The 26,467-nt window shown below is 48.9% G+C and carries 22 protein-coding genes; 9 read left to right on the top strand and 13 right to left on the bottom strand.

Going from position 1 to position 26,467, the window contains the following annotated elements:
- Positions 1-151: 151 nt before the first annotated feature.
- The 5 genes from truA to fabB form a co-directional block, all read right to left on the bottom strand.
- Complete coding sequence (truA, locus tag AC53GJ_RS06120; protein ID WP_496731653.1) at positions 152-949, bottom strand: tRNA pseudouridine(38-40) synthase TruA; 798 nt, start codon at positions 947-949, stop codon at positions 152-154.
- Positions 950-1,049: 100 nt separating this feature from the next.
- The gene (locus AC53GJ_RS06115; protein WP_496731652.1) at positions 1,050-4,397 is read right to left on the bottom strand and encodes a FimV/HubP family polar landmark protein; all 3,348 of its coding nucleotides are present in this window, start codon (positions 4,395-4,397) and stop codon (positions 1,050-1,052) included.
- A gap of 328 nt (positions 4,398-4,725) precedes the next feature.
- Positions 4,726-5,745, bottom strand: coding sequence for an aspartate-semialdehyde dehydrogenase (locus tag AC53GJ_RS06110; RefSeq protein WP_496731651.1), 1,020 nt, complete (start codon positions 5,743-5,745; stop codon positions 4,726-4,728).
- Between the two features lie 13 nt (positions 5,746-5,758).
- Positions 5,759-6,886: a 4-phosphoerythronate dehydrogenase gene (locus tag AC53GJ_RS06105; RefSeq protein ID WP_496731650.1), complete on the bottom strand. Its 1,128-nt coding sequence runs from the start codon at positions 6,884-6,886 to the stop codon at positions 5,759-5,761.
- 143 nt (positions 6,887-7,029) lie between these two features.
- Positions 7,030-8,244: a beta-ketoacyl-ACP synthase I gene (fabB, locus tag AC53GJ_RS06100; RefSeq protein WP_496731649.1), complete on the bottom strand. Its 1,215-nt coding sequence runs from the start codon at positions 8,242-8,244 to the stop codon at positions 7,030-7,032.
- 191 nt (positions 8,245-8,435) lie between these two features.
- Between fabB and mnmC the strand changes: the two genes are divergently transcribed.
- A complete protein-coding gene (gene mnmC / locus AC53GJ_RS06095) occupies positions 8,436-10,379 on the top strand; it encodes a bifunctional tRNA (5-methylaminomethyl-2-thiouridine)(34)-methyltransferase MnmC2/FAD-dependent 5-carboxymethylaminomethyl-2-thiouridine(34) oxidoreductase MnmC1 (protein WP_496731648.1) in 1,944 nt (647 codons plus the stop codon).
- A gap of 51 nt (positions 10,380-10,430) precedes the next feature.
- On the opposite strand, the gene AC53GJ_RS06090 is transcribed toward mnmC, so the two are convergent.
- Entirely contained in the window at positions 10,431-11,327 is an 897-nt protein-coding gene (locus AC53GJ_RS06090; RefSeq protein WP_496731647.1) for a flagellar protein MotY, read from the bottom strand.
- Between the two features lie 166 nt (positions 11,328-11,493).
- Here AC53GJ_RS06090 and rnt point away from each other — a divergent pair, with 166 nt between their 5' ends.
- Complete coding sequence (gene rnt, locus AC53GJ_RS06085; protein WP_496731646.1) at positions 11,494-12,162, top strand: ribonuclease T; 669 nt, start codon at positions 11,494-11,496, stop codon at positions 12,160-12,162.
- Positions 12,163-12,274: 112 nt separating this feature from the next.
- On the opposite strand, the gene AC53GJ_RS06080 is transcribed toward rnt, so the two are convergent.
- Positions 12,275-12,619, bottom strand: coding sequence for a Grx4 family monothiol glutaredoxin (locus AC53GJ_RS06080; RefSeq protein WP_496731645.1), 345 nt, complete (start codon positions 12,617-12,619; stop codon positions 12,275-12,277).
- 228 nt (positions 12,620-12,847) lie between these two features.
- Between AC53GJ_RS06080 and AC53GJ_RS06075 the strand changes: the two genes are divergently transcribed.
- From AC53GJ_RS06075 to AC53GJ_RS06060, 4 genes are all read left to right on the top strand, one after another.
- Positions 12,848-13,429 carry a Fe-Mn family superoxide dismutase gene (locus AC53GJ_RS06075; RefSeq protein ID WP_496731644.1) on the top strand — a complete coding sequence of 194 codons (582 nt, stop codon included), beginning with the start codon at positions 12,848-12,850 and terminating at the stop codon, positions 13,427-13,429.
- 233 nt (positions 13,430-13,662) lie between these two features.
- Positions 13,663-15,585: a PrkA family serine protein kinase gene (locus AC53GJ_RS06070; RefSeq protein ID WP_496731643.1), complete on the top strand. Its 1,923-nt coding sequence runs from the start codon at positions 13,663-13,665 to the stop codon at positions 15,583-15,585.
- Between the two features lie 24 nt (positions 15,586-15,609).
- Entirely contained in the window at positions 15,610-16,878 is a 1,269-nt protein-coding gene (locus AC53GJ_RS06065) for a YeaH/YhbH family protein (protein WP_496731642.1), read from the top strand.
- A gap of 18 nt (positions 16,879-16,896) precedes the next feature.
- Positions 16,897-18,417, top strand: coding sequence for a SpoVR family protein (locus tag AC53GJ_RS06060; protein WP_496731641.1), 1,521 nt, complete (start codon positions 16,897-16,899; stop codon positions 18,415-18,417).
- A gap of 63 nt (positions 18,418-18,480) precedes the next feature.
- Here the strand turns inward: AC53GJ_RS06060 and AC53GJ_RS06055 are convergent, their stop codons facing one another.
- Entirely contained in the window at positions 18,481-19,449 is a 969-nt protein-coding gene (locus tag AC53GJ_RS06055; RefSeq protein ID WP_496731640.1) for a sensor domain-containing diguanylate cyclase, read from the bottom strand.
- Between the two features lie 2 nt (positions 19,450-19,451).
- Positions 19,452-20,483, bottom strand: a complete 1,032-nt coding sequence (locus tag AC53GJ_RS06050; RefSeq protein ID WP_496731639.1) for a response regulator — start codon at positions 20,481-20,483, stop codon at positions 19,452-19,454.
- A 140-nt stretch (positions 20,484-20,623) separates the two neighbouring features.
- Between AC53GJ_RS06050 and AC53GJ_RS06045 the strand changes: the two genes are divergently transcribed.
- Both AC53GJ_RS06045 and AC53GJ_RS06040 read left to right on the top strand, forming a co-directional pair.
- The gene (locus tag AC53GJ_RS06045) at positions 20,624-21,283 is read left to right on the top strand and encodes a redoxin family protein (protein WP_496731638.1); all 660 of its coding nucleotides are present in this window, start codon (positions 20,624-20,626) and stop codon (positions 21,281-21,283) included.
- 157 nt (positions 21,284-21,440) lie between these two features.
- A complete protein-coding gene (locus AC53GJ_RS06040) occupies positions 21,441-21,935 on the top strand; it encodes an Hsp20 family protein (RefSeq protein ID WP_496731637.1) in 495 nt (164 codons plus the stop codon).
- A 72-nt stretch (positions 21,936-22,007) separates the two neighbouring features.
- On the opposite strand, the gene AC53GJ_RS06035 is transcribed toward AC53GJ_RS06040, so the two are convergent.
- The 3 genes from AC53GJ_RS06035 to adk all read right to left on the bottom strand — a co-directional run bounded on the left by AC53GJ_RS06035 (position 22,008) and on the right by adk (position 23,939).
- Positions 22,008-22,787: an alpha/beta fold hydrolase gene (locus AC53GJ_RS06035; protein WP_496731636.1), complete on the bottom strand. Its 780-nt coding sequence runs from the start codon at positions 22,785-22,787 to the stop codon at positions 22,008-22,010.
- 12 nt (positions 22,788-22,799) lie between these two features.
- On the bottom strand, positions 22,800-23,183 hold the full coding sequence (locus AC53GJ_RS06030; RefSeq protein WP_496731635.1) for an MAPEG family protein: 384 nt from the start codon (positions 23,181-23,183) through the stop codon (positions 22,800-22,802).
- A gap of 111 nt (positions 23,184-23,294) precedes the next feature.
- Entirely contained in the window at positions 23,295-23,939 is a 645-nt protein-coding gene (gene adk, locus AC53GJ_RS06025) for an adenylate kinase (RefSeq protein WP_496731634.1), read from the bottom strand.
- A gap of 358 nt (positions 23,940-24,297) precedes the next feature.
- Between adk and AC53GJ_RS06020 the strand changes: the two genes are divergently transcribed.
- Positions 24,298-24,435 (top strand): hypothetical protein, encoded by a 138-nt coding sequence (locus tag AC53GJ_RS06020; RefSeq protein WP_496731633.1) that lies wholly within the window; start codon positions 24,298-24,300, stop codon positions 24,433-24,435.
- Between the two features lie 9 nt (positions 24,436-24,444).
- Here the strand turns inward: AC53GJ_RS06020 and htpG are convergent, their stop codons facing one another.
- Positions 24,445-26,370, bottom strand: coding sequence for a molecular chaperone HtpG (htpG, locus tag AC53GJ_RS06015; RefSeq protein ID WP_496731632.1), 1,926 nt, complete (start codon positions 26,368-26,370; stop codon positions 24,445-24,447).
- Positions 26,371-26,467 lie beyond the last annotated feature (97 nt).

Raw genomic sequence — 26,467 nt, 5'->3', positions numbered from 1 at the left:
ACACTGTACGATTCTCACGCACAGATTGCGGTAATTTAGCTTCAAATTCCGCGAAAATGTGGCAAACGGCGGTTATTAAAACACAAAGGCTAACGGCAGAACATAAAAAACTGGTCTTAGCTGTCAGGCTGGTACAGGTCGGTCCAGCCAGTTATGCACCGAGCTGATCCGGCAAAAACAACGGCCCCATGCTGGTTTGCGGAATCGCAAACTCGGCCGGATAATCCACAGCCACCAAATACAGACCTTCAGCTTTGGCAGTTGCAGCCGCTTTGGTGCGATCACGGGCAGCTAATAACTGGGCAATCCACTCGGGCGGCCGCTTTTTCATCCCGACTTCCAGCAAACTACCAGTGATATTTCGCACCATATGATGCAAAAACGCATTGGCCTTGATGTCAATGACAATAAAGTCCTGATAACGTTCAATTTGTAAATGAATTAAGTTACGATTTGGCGAATGTGACTGGCATTGAATAGCCCGAAACGAAGAAAAATCCTGCTCGCCAAGTAACACTGGCGCAGCCTGCTGCATCAGGCTGACATCAATGTCCTGATGATAATGACTCAGGCCCGGACCTAAAATGGCTGGCCGGTATTTGCGGTTGTAAATAATGTATCGATATCGCCGGGCTGTCGCTGAAAAACGGGCATGGAAGTCGTCAGCCACTTGCTGGCCCCAGCGCACAGCAATGCCATCGGGCAAATTCGAGTTCACTCCCATGATCCAGCCGCGCATATCTCGCACGGCTTCAGTGTCAAAGTGGATCACCTGACCCGTAGCATGGACGCCCGCATCAGTGCGGCCGGCACAAAAAATTTCTATCGGCGCATTGGCCACCTGGCTCAGGGCTTTTTCCAGCTCGCCCTGAATGCTGTTGACTTCACGTTGCCGCTGCCATCCAAAATAACCTGTGCCGTTGTATTCAATACCCAGTGCAATGCGCATGCCGACTCCTTTTAAAACCGGCGCGAGTATATCAAAGCTAGCGGCTACAACCCAAGTGCTGATTCAAACCGGCACTATCATCACTGCCGCAGGCGCAGGCTCAGGACTGCAATAACGACAGCGCTTCCTGTTTTACATGAGCAGGCGCATCGGAAGCCATGATTTCTTTCACCAATTGTTCTGCACTCTCGGCATCACCAATTTCATTATAAGCCCGGACTAAATCCAGCCGACCGGCAAAACCAGCATCGGCTTTATCGACATCACCGACTTCATCAGCACTGATCAGATCAGGAAAATCTGCCAGCCCGACATCAATCTGCAACGGCCTTAACTGCTCTTCAGTCAGTTCTTCTTCACTGGATGCCAGCAGTTTATCAATGTGCAGAAACTCGGCGACCGGATCTGAGGTCGTTTCGTCCAGCAATCCCACGACCAGCCCCGAAGCTGCCAGGTCTGGTTGCTCAGTTGCTTCGACAGTCGCGAGCTCATCATCTTCAAGCAGCACAGTCGTGTCTTCTGCACCAGGCAGGTCAAATTCATCCAGTTCCGACAATAACTGATCAAACTGAATATCTGCTAATTCCGCCAGCTCTGCCGGCACATCATCTTCGGCTTCCCAAGTGTCGGTCAGCGGCGGTGCAAACTCAGTGTCATCAGGCAACTGCAGTTGATCCGGAAAAATCAGCTCGTCGTCGGCTAATTCTTCGGCGAAATCAAGCTCCGGGTAACTGTCAAGCATTTTACTGGGGCGTTCCACTGAAGCGACGGCTTCAGAAACACGACTGACCGATTGATCATCACTTTGTTGTAAATCCGGCATCAAAGCCGACGCTTCGTCACTTTCTGTTGCCGCTAACTCCAACAAATCATCTGGCTCAGAGCGAAAGTCGGTTGCCAGCTGATCGGCAACCTTCTGCAAGGCATCGGGCTGGTCTGGTTCAGTGCTCAGGTCTGGCATTAGCTCAGCAGATCCAGTGTCAGGGTCGGCTTCAGACTCAGTTGTCAGATCAGCCCGCAGCGTCGGTACTTCTCCTGTCAGCGCGCTCTTTGTCAACTCAACCGCCACCGCCGTTGCTGCGAAGTCTGACTCTGAACTCTGGTCGTCAGGCGTCGGCAATTCGCTCGCTTCGTCTGATGGCCGTAATTCACGATTCAGTTCGGCTTCAGCCAAGAGTTGTGGCTCTGACAATTCAGGAATTTCAATAATTTCATCAAGTTCAAGCTCGCTATCGCTGTCGGAGCCAGTGATTGCATCCAGCGCTGCTGCGGGTTGTACATTGTTGGCTTCCGCCGGAACAAAATGCTCGGAAATGGGCTCAGCCCAATCCTGCTCTGCCAGAACTGTGTCAGCATCAGGTTCAAGCTCTGGCTCAGCGTCCTGCAACATAGCGCTGACATCTGCCACTGACAATTCTGCATCAGCAAAATCAGCAGCAGCCTCATGCAACGCAGACTCAGGCAAACTCAGCTCCGCCAGAGTTCCGGTCTGCTGCATGCTTTGCGCCCGCAACTCAGCCACTTCAGATAAGATATCTTCCAGTTCGTTATACAGCTCCGTTGGATCAGGCTCCAGCAACTCAGTGATATTCTCTTCATCATCCAGTGCCAGATCGACCACCAATCCTCTGAGATCATCATCCGCTGGTAATATCTCTTCGGCAAGTGATTCGGCAAAGGCATCAAGTTCAGAACTGTCAAACTGTGCGGCCGGATCCGGCTGTATGGCATGATCTTCCAGACTCATGGCTGGCTCAGGCTGGCTGTTGGCGGCCAAAAGTGAGTCGATATCAAAATCATCATCCGCCATGGCGCTGGTGACTGCATCAGGCTCCGCAGCCGGAGTCGCCACAGGCTGTTGGGTCGCAGCCAATAAAGCATCAATGTCAAATTCATCATCAGCGATGAGATCGTCATCGACTGGGATATCCAGTTCAATTTCTTCCAGCAATTCATCGAACTGATCTGCTTCAGCCGCCGCATTTTGCAAAGCTTGCGCTGTGACCGGCAGCTCTGGCAGCAGATCTTCCTGATCGTCCGGTTTTATCGCTGATTGCGCATCAACTGCCGCTTGCGCCTGATTAAAGATTTCATCTGGATCATCATCTGCTAAATTATCAAATAACGAACTTAACTCATTGTTTGACAAAATATTGTTTGGATCAAACTCGGCTTTGGGCGCAAAGGCCGGTTCTTCATCCAGATTATCGAACAACGACGATAAATCATCGCCGGACAAGATATTGTTGGCATCAAATTCGGTTTTAGCCGCTGGTTTGTTTGCACTGGCCGGTTCATCTAACAGACTGTCTAAATCAAATTCGTCATTCGATTTGGCGGTGCCGGTAGCGATAAAATCATCATCCAGCAAATCATCGGCAAAACCGACGCTATTGCTGCTCTTCGCTGGAGGCGTAAAAGCATCGTTATCCAGCCGGATACCAGCGCTTAGATTGTCATTGAGCAGCGAGTCGTCCAGATTAATCAGGCTGCTTTCGTCGAAGTCGAGACTATCATCAAGCGGCGGTAATGGCGAACGATAGTTCGGATCGGCCGCTGGTGCAGCCGTGGCCGCATTGACGACAGCAGCCGCTTTCTGGCCGCGTCGACGGATCACACTGACAATAAAATATAACAGCACAAATGCCGGTAATGACCCCGCGATCGCCCAGCCTACAGGACTGGCGGCAACTTTTTGCATGGTGGCGGCAACATTAAACCCTTCTTCGGCCTTGCGCATTTGCTCGCGTTGCTGTTCTAGCAACTGCGCCTGCTGCGCCAGCAACTGCTGCAGTTGGGTTTGAATTTCACTGTCTTTATCGAGCTGGCTTTTGACTGCACCTAACTCTTGCACTACAGTCGTCAGTTGCTGTTTGAGTTGGCTATTTTCCTGCACTATGGTTTCAACATTCGCCATCGAAGCACCAATTCGATTACGTAAGTCACTGATTTGTTCAGTTTGCTGTGCTTCAACCCGGCTTAATTCTTCACTGAGTTGTTCTTTGGCTGTGACAATATCCAATTGCTTGGCAGCCGCAGCTTCTGCTTTGGCCAGTTCTGCCCGGCGAACCCGTTCGGCCCAGATCCGATCGTCATTTTCAGATTTGCGCTGGGCTTCCAGCGCATCAACTGCCAAAATTTCCCGTACTGAGGGTAACAACAGAAAGGCACCGGGCCTGAGGTGATTAAAATTTTCTTCTAAAAAGGCATCAGGATTTTTTTGATACAGTGCATACATCATCTGATACATATTGATGCGGCGATCGGGCCTCGCCTGTTCTGCCAGCCGCCATAAAGTATCAGCCGGTGTCAGCGGACCTAACCGGGTTTGCTGTGGGGTATCAAATTCTTTCGGTCCCCGCAGTTTGGCTGTTGTATCCGCCGTGGCCACAGTCGCCGTCATAAAATTGACAGCCAGCAGCACAACGAATAAGCGCAGAAAATGCATTCAAATATCCTTTACCACTTAGTGCTGACTCCGGAACAGGCCAGAGCAAGCTTCAGTAACCATAACAAAGTGCCTGCAAGCACTGTTCCAACCACGCGTAAGATTAGGATTCTAAACCAGTTGCGACAGAAATGCGATTTAGCCGAGGCAATTCCGGCCGCCAGCACAATTTCGTATCATCTTTATCTGCCATTCGGTCTATTTCTTGAGGCCAGGCCTAGCCTCTTCCGATCAAAAAAGCTCCCACGGGAGCTTTTTTGTTACCATCAGCAGTTGAGTTAGCACTACTTGGTGGCCACGACTTGGTAGCCACTGCGCGGCAGCCAAACTACAGATAATCGCGGATCAAATGCTCGGCAATCTGAATACTGTTGGTGGCCGCGCCTTTACGCACATTATCCGCCACAATCCACAGGTTCAAACCATGCTCGTGCGACAAATCTTTGCGGATCCTGCCGACAAACACCTCATCCTGGCCCTGAGCATTGCTGACTTGAGTTGGAAACTCAGCATTGTCTTCCAGCAGCACCACCCCTGGCGCATTGGCTAATAAGGCTTTCACCTGCTCCACACTGATTGGATGCCGGGTTTCAATATGCACAGCTTCAGCATGGCCATAAAACACTGGCACCCGCACTGCAGTAGCATTCACCGCGATACTGTCATCGCCCATAATTTTTTGGGTTTCCCAGTGCATTTTCATTTCTTCTTTGGTGTAACCGTTGTCCATAAACACATCAATCTGTGGGATCACGTTAAACGCGATTTGACGGCTGAACTTACCGGTACTTTCCAGTGGACGACCATTGAGTAACTGTGCCGTTTCACTGGCCAGCGCTTCAATGCCCTGCTGACCGGCACCACTGACCGACTGATAGGTCGCAACATTGACCCGGCTGATCCCTACCGCATCATGAATCGGTTTTAATGCCACCAGCATCTGAATCGTAGAACAATTCGGATTGGCAATGATATTGCGGTTGCGGTAATCAGCAATGGCATGCGCATTTACTTCTGGCACAACCAGCGGAATATCAGCCTCATAACGATAATGTGAGGTGTTATCAATCACCACGCAACCCGCATCTGCAGCTCTTGGTGCATACAAGGCGGAAACACTACCACCGGCAGAAAACAAACCGATCTGGGCTTGGGTCCAGTCAAAGGTTTCGGCATCCAACACTTCTATTTGTTTACCCTGAAAGGTGACAAAACCGCCGGCAGAACGATTACTCGCGAGTGGGATCAACCGTTTGACCGGGAAATCACGTTGTTCAAGAATTTCAATCAGGTGCTGACCAACCAGACCTGTTGCCCCTAATACTGCGACGTCGAATTGCTGAGCCATAGTTTGTTTTCCCCTAATGCTGGCTGCTAAAACCTAAAGTAGTTAAAAATGCTGGAACTGCGGACTGATCGGACATCTGTAACCGCAGTGAACTGAATTCCCGCCGTGGCGGATAATGTTTTCTGAGCCAGTCAAAGCCGTTGCCATTCAGATGATATCTGAATAATGCGTCATCACGCCGGACATCATATAACATCCGGCTCAAATTTTGGACATCTGAAAGTCCAAAATTTGCAGAAATTTGCAATGCAGTGATAGCGGGCGGCGGACAGAACTGCTCAATGCTTAAGTTAGCTTCAACTTTCAATAAGTTACATAATGCCTGATACAGCATTTCCGTGCCGCGCGCCTTACCTTCGATACTATGCCCAGCGATATGGGCTGTGGCAATCCGGGTATAAGGCAGCAGCGCCTGCAAAATATTAGGCTCTTGCTGCCAGACATCCAGCACCAGCGGTCTGTGTCGGCCAGCCTGCGCTTCCGCCAATAAGGCCTGATTACAAGTGACCTCACCGCGGGATGCATTAATAATCGCGACGTCAACCGGCACCGACGCCAGATTATGCGCTGCCAGCAACCCCAATGTCGGGAAAGGTCCGCTTTTCACCAGCGGCACATGAAAGCTAAGCGCATCGACCTGACTGACTAAGTCAGCAAAATCGGTATGCGCAAAATCAGCTTCTTGCCCGGCCCGCACCGGATCACACTGCAATACCCGCACTTGCAGCGCTTGCAGCGTTTTCACCAGCCTGGAACCAATCTGGCCAACGCCAACCACACCAACAGTCCACTGCTGCAGGGGTTTTTGCTGTTGTTCTGAGAGCAAAAACAAGCTGCTGAGGACGTATTCCACCACCGACTGCGCATTGCAGCCCGGGGCGCTGCTAAAAGCCACACCACGGCTTAGCAAATAGGCCTGGTCAATATGATCAACCCCGATAGTGGCGGTCCCGACAAAACGCAAGCGATGATTTTGTGCCAGCAACGCCTGATCCACCCGACTGACAGATCTTACCAGCAACACATCCGCATCAGCCAGTTGCGCTGCAGTTAACTGCCGACCATCGACCAGCGTCACGTCGCCCAGTCCCGCAAAAAATTGCTGCACATAGGGCATATTTTCATCAGCATAAATTTTCATGACTGTTTTCACCGGCTAAAGGACTGAGTATTATCAGGAAAAATGCATTTTAGTCTGACTGAAAGCACAAAGCCACCGGTTGGTGGCTTTGATATTTTACCATTGAGACAGTACCAATCAGTGCGAAGCTATCACAACTAGGCTCAGCCTTGATATTTTTGCAGCACTAAAGTGGCATTGGTGCCACCAAAACCGAAGCTGTTTGACATCACTGTCGTTAATTCAGCGGCACGGGCTTCGGTGACGATATTCAAGCCTTCTGCCGCAGCATCCAACTCAGTGATATTGATGGAAGGCGCAATAAAACCATGTTCCAGCATCAACAAAGAATAAATAGCTTCGTGCACCCCGGCTGCGCCCAGGGCATGCCCGGTCATCGCTTTGGTCGCACTGATCGCCGGAGATTGGCCGGCAAACACCTGCTGAATAGCCCCCAGTTCTTTCACATCCCCAACTGGCGTGCTGGTGCCGTGGGTGTTGACGTAATCAATCGGGGCAGTGACATGTTGCATCGCCATTTGCATACAGCGAATCGCACCTTCGCCACTTGGGGCTACCATGTCGTACCCATCAGAAGTGGCGCCATAACCGACCACTTCAGCATAAATTTTGGCACCACGCGCCAGCGCATGTTCCAGCTCTTCTATCACCAGAATACCGCCACCACCTGAGATGACAAAACCATCGCGGCTGGCATCATAAGTGCGGGACGCCAGTTCCGGTGTCTCATTATATTTGGTCGATAAAGCCCCCATGGCATCAAATTCCATCGCCAATGACCAATGCACTTCCTCGCCACCACCGGCAAAAATAATGTCCTGTTTGCCAAGCTGAATCAGTTCGACAGCATGACCGATACAATGCGCGCTGGTGGCACAAGCTGAACTGATGGAATAGTTCACGCCTTTAATCTGGAAAGGTGTCGCCAGACAAGCCGAACAAGTACTGGCCATGGTTTTAGGCACTGCATAAGGCCCGACCCGTTTCACGCCTTTTTCCCGCAGGATATCAGCCGCCTCCACCTGGGTTTTGGAAGAAGCACCGCCGGATCCAGCCACCAGACCAGTGCGTGGCTGTGAAACCAGTTCTGGGGTTAAACCCGCATCTTCAATGGCTTGCTGCATGGAAATATAGGCAAATGCAGCGGCATCCGCCATAAAACGATAGGCTTTGCGGTCAATCAATTCGCTTGGATCTAATTTAATATTACCCCAGACTTGTGAGCGCAGGCCCAGATCAGCAAACTCCTGCGAAAAAGTAATACCTGAGCGGCCAGCTTTTAACGAGGCCAACACTTCAGCCTGATTGTTACCGATGCTGGAAACTATGCCCAATCCGGTGATTACTGCTCTTTTCATTCTGACTCCTGAATCTGCTGATAAGTTAGTTCTTTGTACTGATGTGCTGGCACATCAAAAATAGCTGAATAAAAACATTGTACGGACTTTTCTGCCGCAACTGGTCCAATTTCAGCGCACAGTTGTACACTATTATCAAATAAAATGACAATCAGGTTAAACTAGTCAGGATTTTTTTCTGAGGCCTCGTTATGCAAGTGATCAAAAGCGCCCAAATTCATTACAACGAACAAGGCACGCCGGTGTCGGATCTGTTTGATGATGTGTATTTTTCCAATGAAAGTGGTCTGGAAGAGACCCGTTATGTGTTCTTGCAGCAAAATGGCTTACCCGAACGTTGGGCACAGCATCAGGCCAGTTTTTTTCACATTATCGAAACCGGTTTTGGCACTGGCTTAAATTTTTTGCTGGCATGGCAACACTTTCGTCTGCACCGCCAGCAGCAAAGCGCAGCACTGTGCCAGCGCTTATATTTTTCCACTTTTGAAAAATATCCGCTGCAATTAGCCGATTTACGCCAGGCTCTGCAAAGCTGGCCGGCACTAAAGGAACTGGCGGAGCAATTACTGGCACAATACCCGCTGGCATTGCCTGGCTGTCATAGGTTGCAGTTTGAGCAAGGCAATGTGACGCTGGATCTGTGGTTAGGCGATGTGCATGATTCCATGCCGCAATTGCCGGTGCAGAATCAGGCTGATGCCTGGTTTTTAGATGGTTTTGCCCCCAGTAAAAACCCACAGATGTGGCAGCCCGAGTTGTTTCAGCAGATGGCAAGGTTAGCCAAAAAAGGGACTACTGTGGCCACTTTTACCAGTGCAGGTTTAGTCAGGCGGGGCTTGCAGGACGCTGGTTTTAGTGTCCGAAAAATCAAAGGTTATGGTCGTAAACGCGAAATGACAGTGGGGATCATCGAAACCCTGCACGATAACCTAGCACTTGCCAACCACGCCACTGCAATGCCTGCACCGCACCAAATCAGTCCTGAGCCTGTGACTATTATCGGCGGCGGCCTGGCGTCTATCTGCCTGGCACTGGCACTGCAACAACGCGGTTGTGCCGTTGAGTTATTGTGTCAGGATACCGATATTGCCCTGCAAGCCTCACACAACCGGCAAGGTGCTTTATATCCACAACTACAGGCCAGCTATACCCCGGTATCGGCGTTACATAGCCATGCTTTTACTTTTGCCGGCCGTTTTTACCGTCGGATGCAACAGCAATTTAGTTTTGCTGCCGATTTTTGTGGTGTGCTGACACTCGCCTGCACCACAGCCTTGGCTGGCCGGCAGCAAAAAATCAGTGCCGATCCGGCCTTTGCCCCAGGTTTGTTTCTGCCACTGGATGCCGCGCAAGCCAGCACTCAGGCCGGACTGGAACTGCCCTACCCTGGATTATTTTTTCCGGCTGGTGGCTGGATAGCACCGCAAGGTTTTTGTCAGGCCGCGCTGTCGTTTTTACGGCAACAAGCCAACTTTAAGGTGCAATTTAATTGTCAGGTCCAGCAGTTATCTGCAGTCGCCTCTGAGGGTGTGTCTAAACAAGCTGCCGCAACGTCGGCTGACTGGCGCTTGCAGACCAATCAGGGCGAGTTGCAGCGCAGTCGCCTGGTGCTCGCCAATGGCACCGGCTTAACCGCGTTGGTGCCGACGGCACATTTACCGCTGAATCAGGTGCGGGGTCAGGTCAGCCATGTCAAGGCACCTGCGATGGCTGCACTTAGCACTGTGCTCTGTCATCAGGGCTATATCACGCCTGCTGATCAACAGGAGCATTGCGTCGGCGCCACCTTTGACCGCAGCAGAACCACTGCGGTGGAACTGGCCGAAGATAATCAGCAGAATCTGGATTTGGTCAATACAGTGCTACAGCAACCCGGCTGGTTTGCCGATGCCAGCGTTGTTTCGGCTAAAGCCGGGGTTCGGGTTACAGTGCCGGATCATCTGCCGCTGGCCGGTGAACTGAACGCGGGCTTATGGCTACTGGGTGGACTTGGTGCCCGTGGCTTATTGTTCGCGCCCTTATTGGCAGAACAACTGGCAGCAAGCTTATGTGGCGAGCCCCAGCCGTTACCGGCTGTGATGACAGCATTAGTCACACCACAGCGTTTTCAGGACAAAAAACTGGCGCCCCGCTAACACAACGGCACAAACCGGCGCCAAGTCAGCGTCATTTTGTGCTGCCAGGCGTTATAACTTCACCAGTTGTACCACGGCACGACGGTTAGTTCCCCGGCCACGGCTGGTCTCGTTCGGTGCAACATGACGTTTTTCGCCAAAACCTTCAGTGCGGATGACTTTGTCGTCGACCCCGGCGGCGACAAAAAATGCTTTCAGGCTGGCCGCTCTTTTGCGCGATAACTCTTCGTTGATCCAACGCCCACCATAACTGTCGGTGTAAGTATCAATGCTGACACTGGCAACGGCTTTGTCATGTTTCAGGTATTCAGCAATCTGATTCAGCCGATGCTGCGATTCGCGCGTCAATTCATCACTGTTGGACTGATAATTCAACACCGTCAGCGCGATATCTTCAAAACTATATTTCAGTAACGCAGCCATACACTGACTAAATTGCTGATAAGGTTCATCAAAATGGACAGGATTAATAGCAGCAGCGATCTGATCAAAAGGGCTATGCCAATCGGCAAAATAAAAAGTCGGACTAAAACCTTGTTCCAGCTCGGTTAATAAAGTCCAGGCCTGTTTTTTCGGCAAAGCACCATCAAACTGTTTTAGTAGTTTAAGCTCAGAAATAGTTTTGGCACTTTCGCCGGCACGCCAGTTCGGCGGTACAGACAGCACCTTGGCTAAACCATAATCGTCCGGTAACCGGATCATTTTTAATTCAAACTGCAGGTTCAGTTCTTTGTTGGCCTGGCTGACAAACAGCGCTTCACCAAAATTAGGGATACTATGGCTGAGTTCACATTTCAGCGCAGTGGCATTTTTCAACGACCAGTTGGACTGCTCCAGAGCGGCAGCATAATGCCGCACATTGTGGCGGCCATCCGAACTATTCGCCTGCAACAGGGTGGTCTTTGTGGTCAGCAACAGAGCCACCAACAGATAACTACTTGATTTCATAGGCCCTCCTGCTTTAGATCTCGGTCCTTGCAGCTTTGCACACTGCGAACCGAGGGTAATATTGTGCACAGCATAGCAAGATTAATCCTGCAAAGGATGTGCCGTAACAAGACGAGTCGCATTTTTTTTGGCATACTGCCGATCCGATTTTTAGGCTGGTTTGGATATGACACAAGCGACAACTCTGCTTTCTCAAAGATTCCGTGGTTATTACCCTGTAGTTATCGACGTCGAAACGGCAGGCTTTAATGCGCAAACTGATGCTTTGTTAGAAATAGCAGCCACTTTACTGACAATGGACGAACAGGGACAGCTCAGTATCCTGCAAACACTGCATTTTCATGTGGAGCCTTTTGCAGGGGCTGTACTCAATCCAAGCTCATTGGCCTTTAATGGCATCGACCCTTATAACCCATTGCGCGGTGCTGTGACAGAACGTGAAGCCCTGACCGAAATTTTTAAAGCCGTGCGTAAAGCGCAAAAAGACGCCGGTTGTCAGCGTGCGGTGATGGTGGCGCATAATTCGGCCTTTGATCAAAGTTTTTTAAACGCTGCCGTTGAGCGTAATCATATTAAACGCTCACCCTTTCATGCCTTTGTCTCTTTTGATACCACCACACTGGCCGCTTTGGCATTAGGTCAAACCGTGCTGGCCAAAGCCTGTCAGGCTGCTGGTATTCCTTTTGATAACAAAGAAGCCCACAGTGCTTTATATGATACCGAGCGCACTGCCGAATTATTCTGTCATATCGTAAACCGCTGGCAGCAACTGGGCGGCTGGCCCCCGCCCTTTCTGGCTGTGGAGCCGGAAAATAACACTGAACAACCCGCATAAGTTTGCAGTGATAAAAAAAGCAGCCGAAGCTGCTTTTTTATCACTGGCTCAACCAACTGGACTCTAATCACCAAGGGTCCTCGAGTTGCTGTAACCTAGCGCCAGCATCACCTTACTCAGCGGCATCCGCTGGCTTTTGATATTTGGCCGCAGTTTCTTTGATCAGCGGCTGTAATTCACCACGCTGAAACATTTCCAGCATAATGTCACAACCACCAACCAGCTCACCCTCAACCCACAGCTGCGGGAAGGTTGGCCAATTGGCAAATTTCGGTAACTCTGCCCGGATATCCGGATTTTGCAGAATATCGACATAAGCAAATTGCTCACCACAGGCAATCAGCGCTTGCGAAGCTTGGGCAGAAAAGCCACAGCTTGGGAATTTTGGCGACCCTTTCATAAACAGAATAATTGGGTTATCAGCAAGTTGTTGTTTAATTTTGTCGATCGTTTCCATCAGGAGCCTCTGCAATACAGCAAAAAATTGTCGAATGATTTTACCAGAGGATTTGCGGTCAGCCACTTGAGTTTTCAAGATCTGCCCCAAAAATAAAGTACAGCAGAAAAACAGCATCAGCGAGCCAGACAACACCCGCCAAAACTCAGGTAAAACTTGAGTATTTTAGTCAGGTTTTGTAGTCTACGCGATGCAGACACCATAAACAACGTCAGTGGAGAATTAGAAATGGCTTTTGAATTACCAGCATTACCCTATGCTAAAGATGCGTTATTACCACACATCTCCCCGGAAACTCTGGATTACCACCACGGCAAGCACCACAATGCTTATGTGGTGAAACTGAACTCTTTGATTGAAGGCACTGATTTTGCTGGTAAATCATTAGAAGATATCATTCGTTCTTCAGAAGGCCCGGTGTTTAACAACGCCGCGCAAATTTGGAACCATACGTTTTACTGGCACTGCCTGGCACCTAATGCCGGTGGCGAACCAACAGGCGCATTAGCAGCTGCCATTAACGCAAAATGGGGTTCTTTCGCCGCTTTCCAGACCGCTTTTAACGATAAAGCTGTTAACAACTTCGGTTCAAGCTGGACCTGGTTAGTGAAAAAAGCTGACGGTAGCCTGGATATCGTCAATACCAGCAATGCCGGCACACCACTGACTGACAGCAGCATCACACCAGTGCTGACCGTTGACCTGTGGGAACATGCTTATTACATCGATTTCCGTAATGCCCGCCCAACTTACCTGAACGCCTTCTGGGCGCTGGTTAACTGGGAATTTGCTGCTGCCAATTTCGCTTAAGCGATCTGGTTCAGCCACCTTTGATCAACCCGGCGCTCGCCGGGTTTTTTTCGCCCTGCAGCGCCACCACCGCCACACTGTCCGGCATAGCCTCAGAATCTTTACGACTTGTGCTAAAAAAAATTCAATTAAATTCTGTGAATTAGACAGGCGAAGCCAGATTTTACTGTCTAATCTTGAGTCATCACACAAACAAAGTCTTTAGTTTCCACGACAAGGTTGCGGAGGTGCATATGGGCATTTTTGAGCACTACAAGTCAAGATACGAAGCGGCAAAAGAAGAGGAATACAGCATTGCTGAGTTCCTGACTTTGTGTAAAGGCGATAAAAGTTGTTACGCCAGCGCTGCAGAGCGACTGCTGATGGCGATTGGTCAGCCAGAGTTTATTGATACGGCGCAGGATCCGAAACTGAGCCGGCTTTTTTCTAACCGGGTGATCGCTCGTTATCCAGCCTTTTCTGAGTTTTATGGCATGGAAGATGCCATCGAACAAATAGTGTCTTACCTGAAACACTCAGCACAAGGGCTGGAAGAGCGTAAACAAATCCTGTATCTGCTCGGTCCGGTTGGCGGCGGTAAGTCGTCATTGGCCGAAAAACTGAAATCACTGATGCAACAGGTGCCTATTTATTATCTGAAAGACTCACCAGTTTACGACAACCCATTGTGTTTATTCGATTTAGCTGAAGATGGCAATATTCTGGAGCAAGAATACGGCATTCCTAAACGCTATTTAAAAACTATTATGTCGCCCTGGGCCAGTAAAAGATTGCATGAGTTTAATGGCGATATCAGTCAGTTCCGGGTGGTCAAAAAATACCCCTCGATTTTGGATCAAATTGCCATTGCCAAAACTGAACCAGGGGATGAAAACAATCAGGACATTGCATCTTTAGTGGGTAAAGTCGATATTCGTCAGTTGGAGCATTTTGCCCAAAACGATCCGGATGCATACAGCTACTCAGGGGCTTTATGTCGCGCCAATCAAGGTGTAATGGAATTTGTTGAGATGTTCAAAGCACCAATCAAAGTGCTACATCCATTATTAACCGCCACTCAGGAAGGCAACTATAACGGCACTGAAGGCCTGGCCGCATTACCCTTTGAGGGCATTATTCTGGCGCATAGTAACGAGTCAGAATGGCAAACCTTTCGAAACAACAAAAACAATGAAGCCTTTTTAGACCGGGTCTATATCGTCAAAGTGCCTTATTGCCTAAGGGTGTCAGAAGAAGTCAAAATTTACGGCAAACTTTTGGAAAACAGTGAGTTAAAAGTATCGCCTTGTGCACCAGGTACTCTGACCTCGTTGGCGCAGTTTGCGGTGTTATCAAGACTGAAACTGCCGGAAAACTCCAGCCTGTATTCCAAAATGCGGGTGTACGATGGCGAAAGTTTAAAAGACACAGATCCAAAAGCCAAATCCTATCAGGAATACCGGGATTATGCCGGTGTCGACGAAGGCATGACCGGCTTGTCGACCCGCTTTGCCTTTAAAATTTTATCCAGAGTCTTTAACTTCGACAGTACCGAAGTGGCCGCCAACCCAGTACATTTATTTTATGTGCTGGAGCAACAAATCGAGCGGGAGCAATTCCCGGCCGATGTGGCAGAACGTTATCTGGAGCATCTGAAAGGCTACCTGATCCCCAAATATGTCGAGTTTATCGGTAAAGAAATTCAAACCGCCTATCTGGAGTCTTATTCAGAATATGGCCAAAACATTTTTGATCGTTATGTGATTTATGCCGATTTCTGGATCCAGGATCAGGAATATCGCGATCCGGAAACCGGTCAGTTGTTTGATCGCGCAGCGCTGAATGCTGAATTGGAAAAAATTGAAAAACCAGCCGGTATCAGTAATCCAAAGGATTTTCGCAACGAGATTGTTAACTTTGTACTCAGAGCCAAAGCGAAAAATAATGGCAAAAATCCAACCTGGACCAGCTATGAAAAGCTGCGCACTGTGATAGAGAAAAAAATGTTCTCCAGCACTGAAGAGCTGCTGCCGGTGATTTCATTTAATGCCAAAACCTCGACCGACGATCAGAAAAAACATGATGATTTTGTCGATCGGATGATGGAAAAAGGCTACACCCGCAAACAGGTGCGACTGTTGTCAGAATGGTATCTGCGCGTTCGCAAATCGCAATGATACTGAGGGTCAGCCGGAGGTGCTATGGCGCATTTTATCGATCGACGCCTGAACGGCAAAAACAAAAGTGCGGTGAATCGGCAAAGGTTCATCCGCCGTTATAAACAGCAAATCAAACAGGCGGTGTCTGACGCTATCAGTAAACGCAGCGTGACGGATATTGATAGCGGCGAATCTGTCACTATTCCGGGCCGGGATATTACAGAGCCATTTTTCCACCAAGGCAAGGGCGGACATCGGGAGATGATCCATCCTGGCAATGATCAGTTCAGTACCGGCGATCGGATCAAAAGACCCTTAGGTGGTCAGGGCGGTGGCTCTGGTCAGGGGGAGGCCAGTCGGGATGGTGAAGGCGAAGACGAATTTGTGTTTTCCATCTCCAAAGATGAGTATCTGGATTTGCTGTTTGAAGATCTGGAACTGCCGAATCTGAAAAAAAACCAGCTGGATAAACTGGTGCAATACAAAAATGTCCGTGCGGGCTACCGCTCTGAAGGCGTCCCGAGCAACATCGATATAGTTCGATCGTTACAAGGCTCGCTGGCGCGTCGGGTTGCCATGTCTGCCGGCAAGAAAAAACTGCTTAAAGAGGTAGAAACCCGGATCGAGCTGTTGCTACAGGAGGCAATTCCGGATCAATTGCAACTGCAACAACTGCGACAACAGGCAGCAGAGCTGAAACGCCGGATTGATGCTGTGCCTTTTATTGATAGTTTTGACCTGCGTTTTCGCAATTTTGCCAAAAGACCTGAGCCCACCAGCAAAGCCGTGATGTTTTGTCTGATGGATGTCTCAGGTTCGATGGACCAGGCCACTAAAGACATGGCGAAACGTTTTTATATTCTGCTCTATATGTTTCTAAGCCGCAGTTACAAAAACGTCGACGTGGTGTATATCCGTCACCACACTCAGGCCAAAGAAGTTGATGAACAAGAGTTTTTTTATTCCCAAGAAACCGGCGGTACTATTGTATCGAGCGCATTAAAGCTGATGGCTGACATCGTCAAGGAAAGATATGACCCAAGTCAGTGGAATATCTATGCAGCTCAGGCTTCTGATGGCGATAACTGGGCCGATGACAGTCCACAATGCGCCCAGTTGCTGACCGAACAACTGCTGCCTCTGGTGCGTTATTACGCTTATATCGAAATTACCCAACGACCGCACCAGAGTTTGTGGTTGGAATACGAAAAACTGCTGGCAACTTTTGACAACTTTGCCATTCAACCTATCCGTCAGGTCAGTGATATTTATCCGGTGTTCCGCGAACTGTTCAAAAAACAGGCCGCCTGAGCCGACAAGGAGCAAAACATGACCGCCAAACGTAAAACAGTTGCCGAACCGCCCCTGTGCCAGCTACCGGATGGACCGGACTGGACTTTTGAATTGCTCACCCGTTACCAGACTGAAATTGAACGGGTTGCCAAACACTACCAACTGGATTATTACCCGAATCAAATTGAAATTATCACCGCCGAACAAATGATGGACGCTTATTCCAGTGTCGGGATGCCACTGGGTTATAACCATTGGTCTTACGGCAAAAAATTTATCCAGACCGAACAAAACTACAAACGTGGTTTCATGGGGCTGGCCTATGAAATTGTCATTAACTCCAATCCTTGTATTGCGTATTTAATGGAAGAAAACACCATTACCATGCAGGCGCTGGTGATGGCTCACGCCTGCTATGGCCATAACTCTTTTTTCAAAAACAATTACTTATTTAAAACATGGACAGATGCATCCTCGATTATTGATTATCTGGTGTTTGCCAAAAAATACATCAGTGACTGCGAAGAAAAATATGGCATCAATGAAGTGGAAGATATCCTCGACTCCTGCCACGCCCTGATGAATTACGGCGTGGATCGCTACAAAAGACCACAGAAAATTTCGATGGATGAGGAACAACGCCGGCAAAAAGATCGGGAAAATTATCTGCAGTCTCAGGTGAACCAGCTGTGGAAAACCATTCCCAACAAAGAACATCATCACGAACCACAAGAACGGCATTTTCCGGCGGAGCCGCAAGAAAACATTCTGTATTTTATTGAAAAAAATGCCCCCTTGCTAAAACCATGGCAACGCGAAATAGTCAGGATAGTGCGGAAAATTTCGCAGTATTTTTATCCGCAAAAACAAACTCAGGTGATGAATGAAGGCTGGGCGACGTTCTGGCATTACACCATATTGCAACATCTGTACGGGGAAGGTCTGGTCAGCGATAAATTTATGCTGGAAGTGCTGCATAACCACACCAATGTGGTGGCACAACCGCCGTATAACTCAAAATATTATTCTGGTATCAACCCTTATGCACTGGGTTTTGCTATGTTCTGCGATATCCGGCGTATTTGTGAACAGCCTACCGAGGAAGACAAAGCGTGGTTTCCGCAACTGGCAGGATCTGATTGGGTACAAAGCCTGCATTTTGCCATGCAAAACTTTAAGGATGAGAGTTTTATCAGCCAGTATTTGTCACCAAAAATCATCCGTGATTTCCACCTGTTTGCCATCGTCGATGACGATAAAGAGAACAGTCTTGAAGTGGCAGCTATCCATAATAGTGAAGGCTATCAGCACATTCGGCAAATGCTGTCGGCCCAATACAACCTCAGCAATATTGAACCTAATATTCAGGTCTGGAATGTCGATATCAGCGGCGATCGTTCGTTGACATTACGATTTGTGCCAAACCGGCGGATCCCACTGGCAGACAGCTATCATCAGGTCCTGAAGCACCTGCACAGACTGTGGGGTTTTACGGTAAAACTGGAGCAGTTAAACGAGGACAATAGTGTGCAGCCGTTATTAATGGTGCCGAATTAAACCAATATCGCCGTCAGCATGCAGATTGCTGACGGCGGTCACTCTGGTGGATCCAACGCCTTGTTATTCAGCAGCAGTGCGGCACAAAGTCACCTGATTCCGGCCGTTGGCTTTGGAGGTATATAAGGCTTTATCAGCCGCTTCAATCCAGTTGCGGTGTTCATGCATCTCGGCACTGAATTCAGCAATCCCAATACTGACCGTCACTTTCAGCAACTGGTGGTTATATTCAATAGCAACATTTTCCACGGTTTTACGCAGTCGCTCGGCGAAAAACAATGCCTGATCTTCAGTGGTGTCCACCAGCAACACGGCGAATTCTTCGCCGCCGTAACGGCCGGCCACATCGGTTTCCCGCAGATTTTTCTTCACCGCTTTCGCCACTGCCTGGATCACAGCATCACCGGCCGCATGGCCAAAGGTGTCATTGACCCGTTTAAAATGATCGATATCACACATCAGCAACGCGCTGCGCTGACCACTGCGTTTCAGTCGTTTAAATTCATGATGCAGGGCATCTTCCCAATGCCCCCGGTTGCTCAGATCGGTCAGAAAGTCGGTTTTGGACAGCTGTCTTAACTGACCATTCATCGACTCCAGTTCCAGCCGGCTGGTGGCAACATCGGTCACATCATAAATAATCATGCATAAATGCGTGACAGCGCCCCGCACATCAGTGATTGGAAAAATGGTACTGTTCTGATACATATAATCGGCAACTCCGGTAATAGGCCGGTAATTGCGAAATTTAAAAATAAATGGCCGCTGTTCCCAAATGGTAAAAGCTTTGTTTTTCAGCAAAATCACCGGATCACATTTTCGTCTGAGCCAGTCTTCATCAATTTCGGAAAACAAATCAAACAACACTCTGTCCCGTACTTGCCGTGGGGTCAGACCGCTGTGGTTTTCCATGAAGCCGTTCCACACCTGGATCTTGTAGTCAGTCGTCAATACCACCAGACCAACATCAACGGTCTGGAACATGTCGAGCAACCAGTGCACTTGTGAGACATCAGTATTATCTTGGGACATAACTACTCTTCTAACAGAAATTCGACTTTGTAATTCAGTGTTTTGATACTGTCTTCGGTAAACAGTAACAACAAATCACAGTTAATATTGTAATTTTCAATGCCATAACTGATTTCTATTGCCAATGTTCTTTTCCAGCGTCTGGCATTGGCTTTGATCATTTCGCTGACCGGCGCATGCTGCCCCAGCACCACCGGATGCCCCTGACTGAAAGACATATCAATCTGCTCAGCTAAGCCCTTCAGCACAGCGCCAATCAGGATATTACCAATATCCATTAACAGCTCGAGTTCAGTTTTGGTGGTGAGCTTGCCTTCGTAGTTAAGCAATTTGGCGATATCAACAAAGCTGGAGTCATTGAGGATCAATAAAGCCTCGCCTGAGACTCCACCACCGATAAAGCCCTGACAAACCGCTGAAGTCGTTTGCTTTTGTTCAACGGATGCAATCGCCATATGTAATTCACTGACTTCAATTAAATTGACATTCGGGATTGGTAATTTGACGAAGACTTTCAGCAAACGAGCCAGCAAATCACCCGCCTGTCCCATTGCCACATTGGTGAGTTCCTGAAACACATCCCGCAAAATTGGATCCAGCGCAAACTGCTGGTGACTGGCAGCACCTGCCAGCACCCGGTCCTGAACTTTCTGACTGTCAGCCACCGTATGAGCGACCGTAAATTGCTCTAACACTTCGGTCAGTTTTTCTGCCGCCACCGGCTTGCGAATAAAATCGAGCGCACCATAACTTAACACCCGTTCACGCGCTTCTGGCTGAATATCGCCGGATACCACCACCACTTTGACCGGAATTTGTTGTTCCTTAATCGCCTGCAATACCTGATAACCATCCAGGATCGGCATATTTAAATCCAGAAATAGCAAATCAACCGGTTGTCGTTTTAATACTTCCAGCGCTTCCTGACCATGACCGGCAAAAGATATTTTTTCCTGCCAATCCGCAGGTAAACTACGCGCCATTTGTTTTCGCGCCAGATTGGAATCATCACAAATTAAAACCGCTGCTACCATTGGTCACTCACTCGGCATCATGTTATGTTCCAGTGTAGCGCTGAAGTGTGCCAAGTGCGAATTTTAATCTGGAAGTTTTTGCGGCAAGTTGCTGACTTTAAAGCCGGTATTATTCCCCTTGCCTGTTAATTTAGGATTTTATGATGAAACAATTTTCCCCAAGTCACCGGGCCCTTTTAATGGCGCTGTGCTGCAGCATACTGACTGAAGCCACAGCAGCCGATTTGACGGCCAATTTATCTGAACGTATTTCCTCGGTGACCGCCAACGGCAGCCCACTGCAATTGCAGGGTGAAGTTCAGACCCTCGGCCAACCTGTGCCTGATTTTAAGCTGGCGAATGCCCAGTTGCACCCGGTGCGACGGGTCAATTTTACCGGCAAATATCTGCTGATCCAGACAGTTCCAAGCCTGGACACTGAACTCGGACGGCAATTGGCCAAGCATTTTATTGCGCAAACAGCGGCGTTGCCCGAACAAGTCAGTAGCATCCTGGTCAGCACCGATGTTGCGTTTGCCCAAAGCCGTTTTGCCGCGACAGTGGAACTTAACAAAGTCAGTTTATATTCTGATGCCGTCTGGGGTGATTTTGGCAGCAGTTTTGGCTTACGGATCAAAGATGTGGGCCTATTGGCGAGCGCCCTGCTGCTGATTGGTCCGGACGGCACTTTATTGCATCAGCAACTCGCCAAAGGGCTGGAGCAACCCGCTGATTTTCAGGCAGTATTAAGCTTACTGCCATCTCCTGTCACGCCAGTGACTTCACAGACCAAGGCGCCAGAGGCCAAAGTGACCGACTAAATTTTTTAGTTATGCTGGCTTGAAAACATCGCGGCTGACCTTATTAAAGGAGTAACAGCAGGCCTGAGTGGCTGCTGTTACTGACTGGTTCAACTGTTGAACAGTCCAAACACAAGTTCGTAACGAACTGATTTGCTTACTTTATGAGGAATTAGTGATGACTACTTTAGATTTTTCTCCATTCTACCGTTCTTTTATCGGATTTGATCACCTGGCATCTTTAATGGATGCAGCAGCCCGCAATGAAAAACAACCTGCTTATCCGCCTTACAATATTGAAGTCACGGGTGAAGATCAGTATCGGATCACCATGGCGGTCGCAGGTTTTGAGCAAGATGAACTGTCGATCGAAACCGAACACAATAAATTACTGGTACGCGGCCAGAAAGCGGATAAAACCGAAGACCGGCGTTACCTGCATCAGGGCATTGCAGAGCGCAATTTTGAGCGCAAGTTCCAGTTATCTGACTATATCAAAGTGACTGGCGCCACAGTGCATAATGGCCTGCTGCATATCGAATTGATGCGCGAAGTGCCGGAAGCGCTCAAACCGAGGAAAGTCAGTATTGGCCATGGGCAGCCTTCGGCGCTGTTAAGTCAGCAAACGGCCGCCAACAGTGATGTTGCGGTGTTACAGGCCGTCGCGCCCTAACAGAGCTCAGTGCACGAAAGCTCCGTAAAAAATTCCACTGCAAAACAACCAGCCTGGCGCTGGTTGTTTCATTTAAGTCGTCGCCAAAAACTGTAAAAACCGCGGATTGACGATGGCGGCATCGGTCACCGGCCCCATATGGCCGGTTGGCAATTGCTGGCAGACTGCTTGTGGCCAGATACTGGCTAATAATTCGCTGATCCGAAGTGCCGGCCTTCGACTCTGTGCACCGGTTAATAATAACACCGGGCAACTGATCTGCTGGTATTGCGCCAGACTGGCAGGTTCATCTAACAAGGCGGTAAAATCGGCCGCCACTTTACCAACCTGCGCTGTCATTTGCTGTTGCACCCGCAGCGGCAAATGCTGGAAATAATCCGCTTGTTGCCAATAATCAACAAACAACTGTGCGGCATGCCAAGGGCTGGCAGCTTGCATCTGCGCCGCCAATTGCTGTACTTCCTGACAGAGCTGCTGCGATAAAGCATCAGTTGCAGCTGCCAATAGATGGAATGCGACAGGTTCAAATAACAATAATTGCCGCACTTGCAACGAACCGGTCCGGGCCAGATGCAGCGCCACGGCGCCACCAAAAGAGTGGCCGATCAGCACTAAGGGTTTTGCCTTCACTGCAGCGGGCAAGGCCGTCAAAATCAGTGCCGCTTCTTGTTCCAGCCGATATCGGCTGCTTTGGTCTGCAAAGAGGGCTGGTTGGGCACCATAACCGGCTAAATCCGGCAAAAACAGCTGATAGTCGGTCGCTAACTGGCTTGCCAGCATCGACCATTGTTTGTGGCTGCTCAGCGAGCTGTGCAACATCAGCACCGCCGGCCCCTGCCCCATCACTTTCATCCGACTCAATCTCTAAAACAACAATAGCCCAGCCGCAAGCAACAAGGCGCTGAACGTACTGATCATCCCAACAAAGCGTGGTGCTGAAGTGCCGCTACTGCGCAATAATCCAACCGCATGGCAAAGTCTGCCACCCAGCGTCAAAGCCCCCACCAGATGCAATTGCCACAGTGCAGCGCCTTGCAATTCGAGGATCAGTAACAACAGCAGCAGAAAAGGCACATACTCGGCAAAATTGCCATGAATGCGTACCACTTTGACCAGCTCAGGCTGTTGACCATCGCCAAGCCCGATCCGCAATTTAAAACGCTGCCGGATCACCAGAAAAGCCAGCACTACATAAAAGACAGCCAATGCGGCTGCATAATAAGGTAAAACAAGGAACTCAAGTTGCATATCGCTACCTTTAATCTTGCCTGTCAGGTCAAATAGGCCGAGGGCTGTTTATAGCATAAATAGCCGAAAAAAAACCCACCAGTTGGCGGGTTTTTAAGAAGACTCAATAGTTTAGCTTAATAACGCCAATAACTGAGCGCTGACACTGTCAACTGCCTGAGTGCCATCCAAATGATGATAGTGCGTCAGACCCTGTTCGGCTTGCTGGCGGTAATAACCCACCAGTAGCTCAGTTTGCTCGTGATAAATCCCTAAACGCTTACGGACAGTCTGTTCTTTATCATCTTCGCGGATCACCAGATCTTCACCGGTTTCATCATCTTTGCCAGCCACTTTGGGCGGGTTATAGCTGATATGATAAACCCGACCAGAAGCCGGATGTACCCGGCGGCCACTCATCCGTTCAACGATTACATCGTCAGGAACATCAAATTCTATGACATGATCAACAGCCACACCATTCTCTTTCATCGCATCGGCTTGCGGAATAGTGCGTGGAAAACCGTCTAACAGGAAACCATTAGCACAATCGGCCTTGGCGATACGTTCTTTCACCAGACCGATGATCAGATCATCAGACACCAGTTGACCCGCATCCATCACTTGTTTCGCCGCTAAACCAAGCGGTGTGCCTTCTTTAATCGCAGCACGCAGCATATCACCGGTCGAAATTTGTGGGATGCCAAATTTATTCATCAGAAACTGCGCCTGAGTTCCTTTTCCGGCACCTGGGGCACCCAACAAAATAATACGCATACAAAACCTCGAGTAGCTGGGGATTGATCCAATCGTTGTAAGGTCCGGATCTTTACACAATGTCCGTCATCAGACAAGAAATTTGTCATCCTGGCCCTGCTCATCAGATATGTCATAGCGACTTTAGTCTAAATCTGACAAATCAGCCAGTTAGCGGCATTTTTGCAATTAAATCGCTGTTTTAGGCAATTTCAGTTATTTTTCGATACAAAATATTCGACTAAAGTCCAAGCATATTCTGGCTCAGCAAGCAGTGCAGAAAAATTATCCAAAGCAGAAATTTGTGCTGTTGCGCAAAAAGACACCAGCATTTTAGCGCTAAACTTGCGCAATTTATTTGAGTAAGATCATAAAGATAATGAAAATCGATAATGAATCAGGTTCTGAATTAAGATTAAAAACCAGCTTATTTCATGTTTTGACCATAAAAAAAGCGGAACAGCAATACAATGCTATTCCGCTTTTTCAGCAGCAGTGGTCGGCAGACCGCTGCTGACTGCGCTGATTACTTGGCTAAATCCAGTAATAACGCATTTAACCGGGTCACAAAGCTGGCCGGATTTTTCAAGCTACCGCGTTCAGCCAATAATGCTTGCTCAAACAGCACTTCAGCCCATTGTTTAAACCTTTCTTCATCCTGCACGTCAGCAATATGCCGCACCAACTGATGTTCAGGGTTTAATTCAAAAATAGGTTTCACTTCCGGTACTTTCTGGCCGACAGATTCCATCAGTTTGATCATCTGAGTACTCATATCAAACTCGTCAGTCACCACACAGGCCGGACTGTCGGTCAATCTGTGACTGACTTTAACATCTTTCACCTGCTCACCCAAAGCGGTTTTAAAACGCTCAGTGACAGTGGCAAATTGCTTCTCAGTGGCTTCTTGCGCTTTTTTGGTCTCTTCATCATCCAGTTTGGATAAATCCAAGCCACCCTTGGCCACAGAGCGCAGTTTCTTACCTTCAAATTCTGTCAGATGCTGCATTAACCATTCATCAATCCGGTCGGATAACAACAGCACTTCAAGACCTTTCTTGCGGAAGACTTCCAGATGCGGGCTATGTTTCGCCGCTTCATAACTGTCTGCAACCAGGAAATAAATCTCATCCTGACCTTCTTTCATCCGGCTAACATAAGCCTCCAGGCCAACATTTTGCACAGCACTGTCTTCCTGGGTGGAAGCAAAGCGCAGCAGTTTGGCGATGGTTTCTTTATTGGCATGATCTTCAGCCGGGCCTTCTTTAATCACCTGGCCAAATTCAGTCCAGAAGGACTGGTATTCTGCCTGATCTTCAGCTTTGGCCATTTTTTCCAGCATTTTCAGTACGCGGGAAGTACAACCTTTGCGCAGACTCTGCGTCACTTTGGTATCTTGCAGAATTTCGCGTGAGACGTTCAGCGGCAGATCGCTTGAATCTAATACCCCTTTGATAAAACGCAGGTAGCTTGGCATAAACTGCTCAGCGTCATCCATGATAAAGACACGCTGGACATAAAGTTTCAGACCATGCCGGGCTTCACGGTTCCACAGATCAAAAGGCGCTTTTTTCGGCACATACAGCAAGCTGGTGTAGTTGCTGTTGCCTTCCACTTTGTTATGACTCCAGCTCAGTGGCTCAGTCCAGTCATGGGAAATGTGCTTGTAGAACTCCTGATATTCGGTGTCAGACACTTCGGATTTGTCACGCATCCACAATGCTGTGGCTTTGTTCACGGCTTTCCAGAAGCCTTCGGTGGCAGCAATTTTTTCGCCATCTTCACCGTCGCGCTCTGGGGTGCCTTCTTCCCACATTTGCACCGGAATTGAGATATGGTCGGAATACTTGGTGACAATGCTTTCCACTTTCCACTTACTGAGGAATTCAGTTTCAGCGTCCCGCAGGTGCAGCACAATATCAGTACCCCGACCGGCTTTAACGATTGGGCTGATGCTATATTCACCTTCACCGGCAGATTCCCATTCCACCGCGCTGTCAGCGGCCTGGCCAGCCTTGCGGGTGCGGACCGTCACTTTATCGGCCACAATAAAAGCGGAATAAAAACCGACGCCGAACTGGCCAATCAGTTGTGAATCTTTGCTGGCTTCACCGGATAATTGCGAGAAAAACTCTTTAGTGCCTGATTTGGCGATTGTGCCTAAATGGCTAATCACTTCATCCCGCGTCATGCCAATACCATTATCGCTGATGGTGATGGTTTTGGCCGCTTCATCTAAGCTGATCCGAACGCGTAAATCGCCATCATTGTCGTATAAACTGCTGTCAGATAACGCTAAAAAGCGCAGCTTGTCAGCAGCATCCGAAGCATTGGATACCAACTCGCGCAAGAAAATCTCTTTGTTGGAATACAAAGAATGGATCATTAACTGTAACAGTTGTTTGACTTCGGCTTGAAAGCCATGCGTTTGCTTTTGTGTGGTTTCAGTCATTTACCGCTCCTTATCAAAAAATAATCTGGCTATCCGCCAGCAGTGCCTGTCGCCATCATCGCGACGATGCGCAACCATGATAAATAGTGCCGACGCT

It is taken from the genome of Rheinheimera sp. B2H12, from assembly GCF_059620065.1.
Note: the sequence above shows the minus strand (reverse complement) of the source record. Positions and strands in the feature narration are given on the sequence as shown.

Coding starts and splice junctions, on each gene's coding strand:
- AC53GJ_RS06040 (WP_496731637.1), top strand. CDS start 21,441: ATGACTACTTTAGATTTTTCTCCATTCTACCGTTCTTTTATCGGATTT.
- AC53GJ_RS06055 (WP_496731640.1), bottom strand. CDS start 19,449: ATGTCCCAAGATAATACTGATGTCTCACAAGTGCACTGGTTGCTCGAC.
- AC53GJ_RS06070 (WP_496731643.1), top strand. CDS start 13,663: ATGGGCATTTTTGAGCACTACAAGTCAAGATACGAAGCGGCAAAAGAA.
- truA (WP_496731653.1), bottom strand. CDS start 949: ATGCGCATTGCACTGGGTATTGAATACAACGGCACAGGTTATTTTGGA.
- AC53GJ_RS06020 (WP_496731633.1), top strand. CDS start 24,298: ATGAAAATCGATAATGAATCAGGTTCTGAATTAAGATTAAAAACCAGC.
- AC53GJ_RS06110 (WP_496731651.1), bottom strand. CDS start 5,745: ATGGCTCAGCAATTCGACGTCGCAGTATTAGGGGCAACAGGTCTGGTT.
- mnmC (WP_496731648.1), top strand. CDS start 8,436: ATGCAAGTGATCAAAAGCGCCCAAATTCATTACAACGAACAAGGCACG.
- fabB (WP_496731649.1), bottom strand. CDS start 8,244: ATGAAAAGAGCAGTAATCACCGGATTGGGCATAGTTTCCAGCATCGGT.
- AC53GJ_RS06105 (WP_496731650.1), bottom strand. CDS start 6,886: ATGAAAATTTATGCTGATGAAAATATGCCCTATGTGCAGCAATTTTTT.
- AC53GJ_RS06065 (WP_496731642.1), top strand. CDS start 15,610: ATGGCGCATTTTATCGATCGACGCCTGAACGGCAAAAACAAAAGTGCG.
- htpG (WP_496731632.1), bottom strand. CDS start 26,370: ATGACTGAAACCACACAAAAGCAAACGCATGGCTTTCAAGCCGAAGTC.
- AC53GJ_RS06060 (WP_496731641.1), top strand. CDS start 16,897: ATGACCGCCAAACGTAAAACAGTTGCCGAACCGCCCCTGTGCCAGCTA.
- adk (WP_496731634.1), bottom strand. CDS start 23,939: ATGCGTATTATTTTGTTGGGTGCCCCAGGTGCCGGAAAAGGAACTCAG.
- AC53GJ_RS06075 (WP_496731644.1), top strand. CDS start 12,848: ATGGCTTTTGAATTACCAGCATTACCCTATGCTAAAGATGCGTTATTA.
- AC53GJ_RS06035 (WP_496731636.1), bottom strand. CDS start 22,787: ATGAAAGTGATGGGGCAGGGGCCGGCGGTGCTGATGTTGCACAGCTCG.
- AC53GJ_RS06080 (WP_496731645.1), bottom strand. CDS start 12,619: ATGGAAACGATCGACAAAATTAAACAACAACTTGCTGATAACCCAATT.
- AC53GJ_RS06030 (WP_496731635.1), bottom strand. CDS start 23,183: ATGCAACTTGAGTTCCTTGTTTTACCTTATTATGCAGCCGCATTGGCT.
- rnt (WP_496731646.1), top strand. CDS start 11,494: ATGACACAAGCGACAACTCTGCTTTCTCAAAGATTCCGTGGTTATTAC.
- AC53GJ_RS06115 (WP_496731652.1), bottom strand. CDS start 4,397: ATGCATTTTCTGCGCTTATTCGTTGTGCTGCTGGCTGTCAATTTTATG.
- AC53GJ_RS06090 (WP_496731647.1), bottom strand. CDS start 11,327: ATGAAATCAAGTAGTTATCTGTTGGTGGCTCTGTTGCTGACCACAAAG.
- AC53GJ_RS06050 (WP_496731639.1), bottom strand. CDS start 20,483: ATGGTAGCAGCGGTTTTAATTTGTGATGATTCCAATCTGGCGCGAAAA.
- AC53GJ_RS06045 (WP_496731638.1), top strand. CDS start 20,624: ATGATGAAACAATTTTCCCCAAGTCACCGGGCCCTTTTAATGGCGCTG.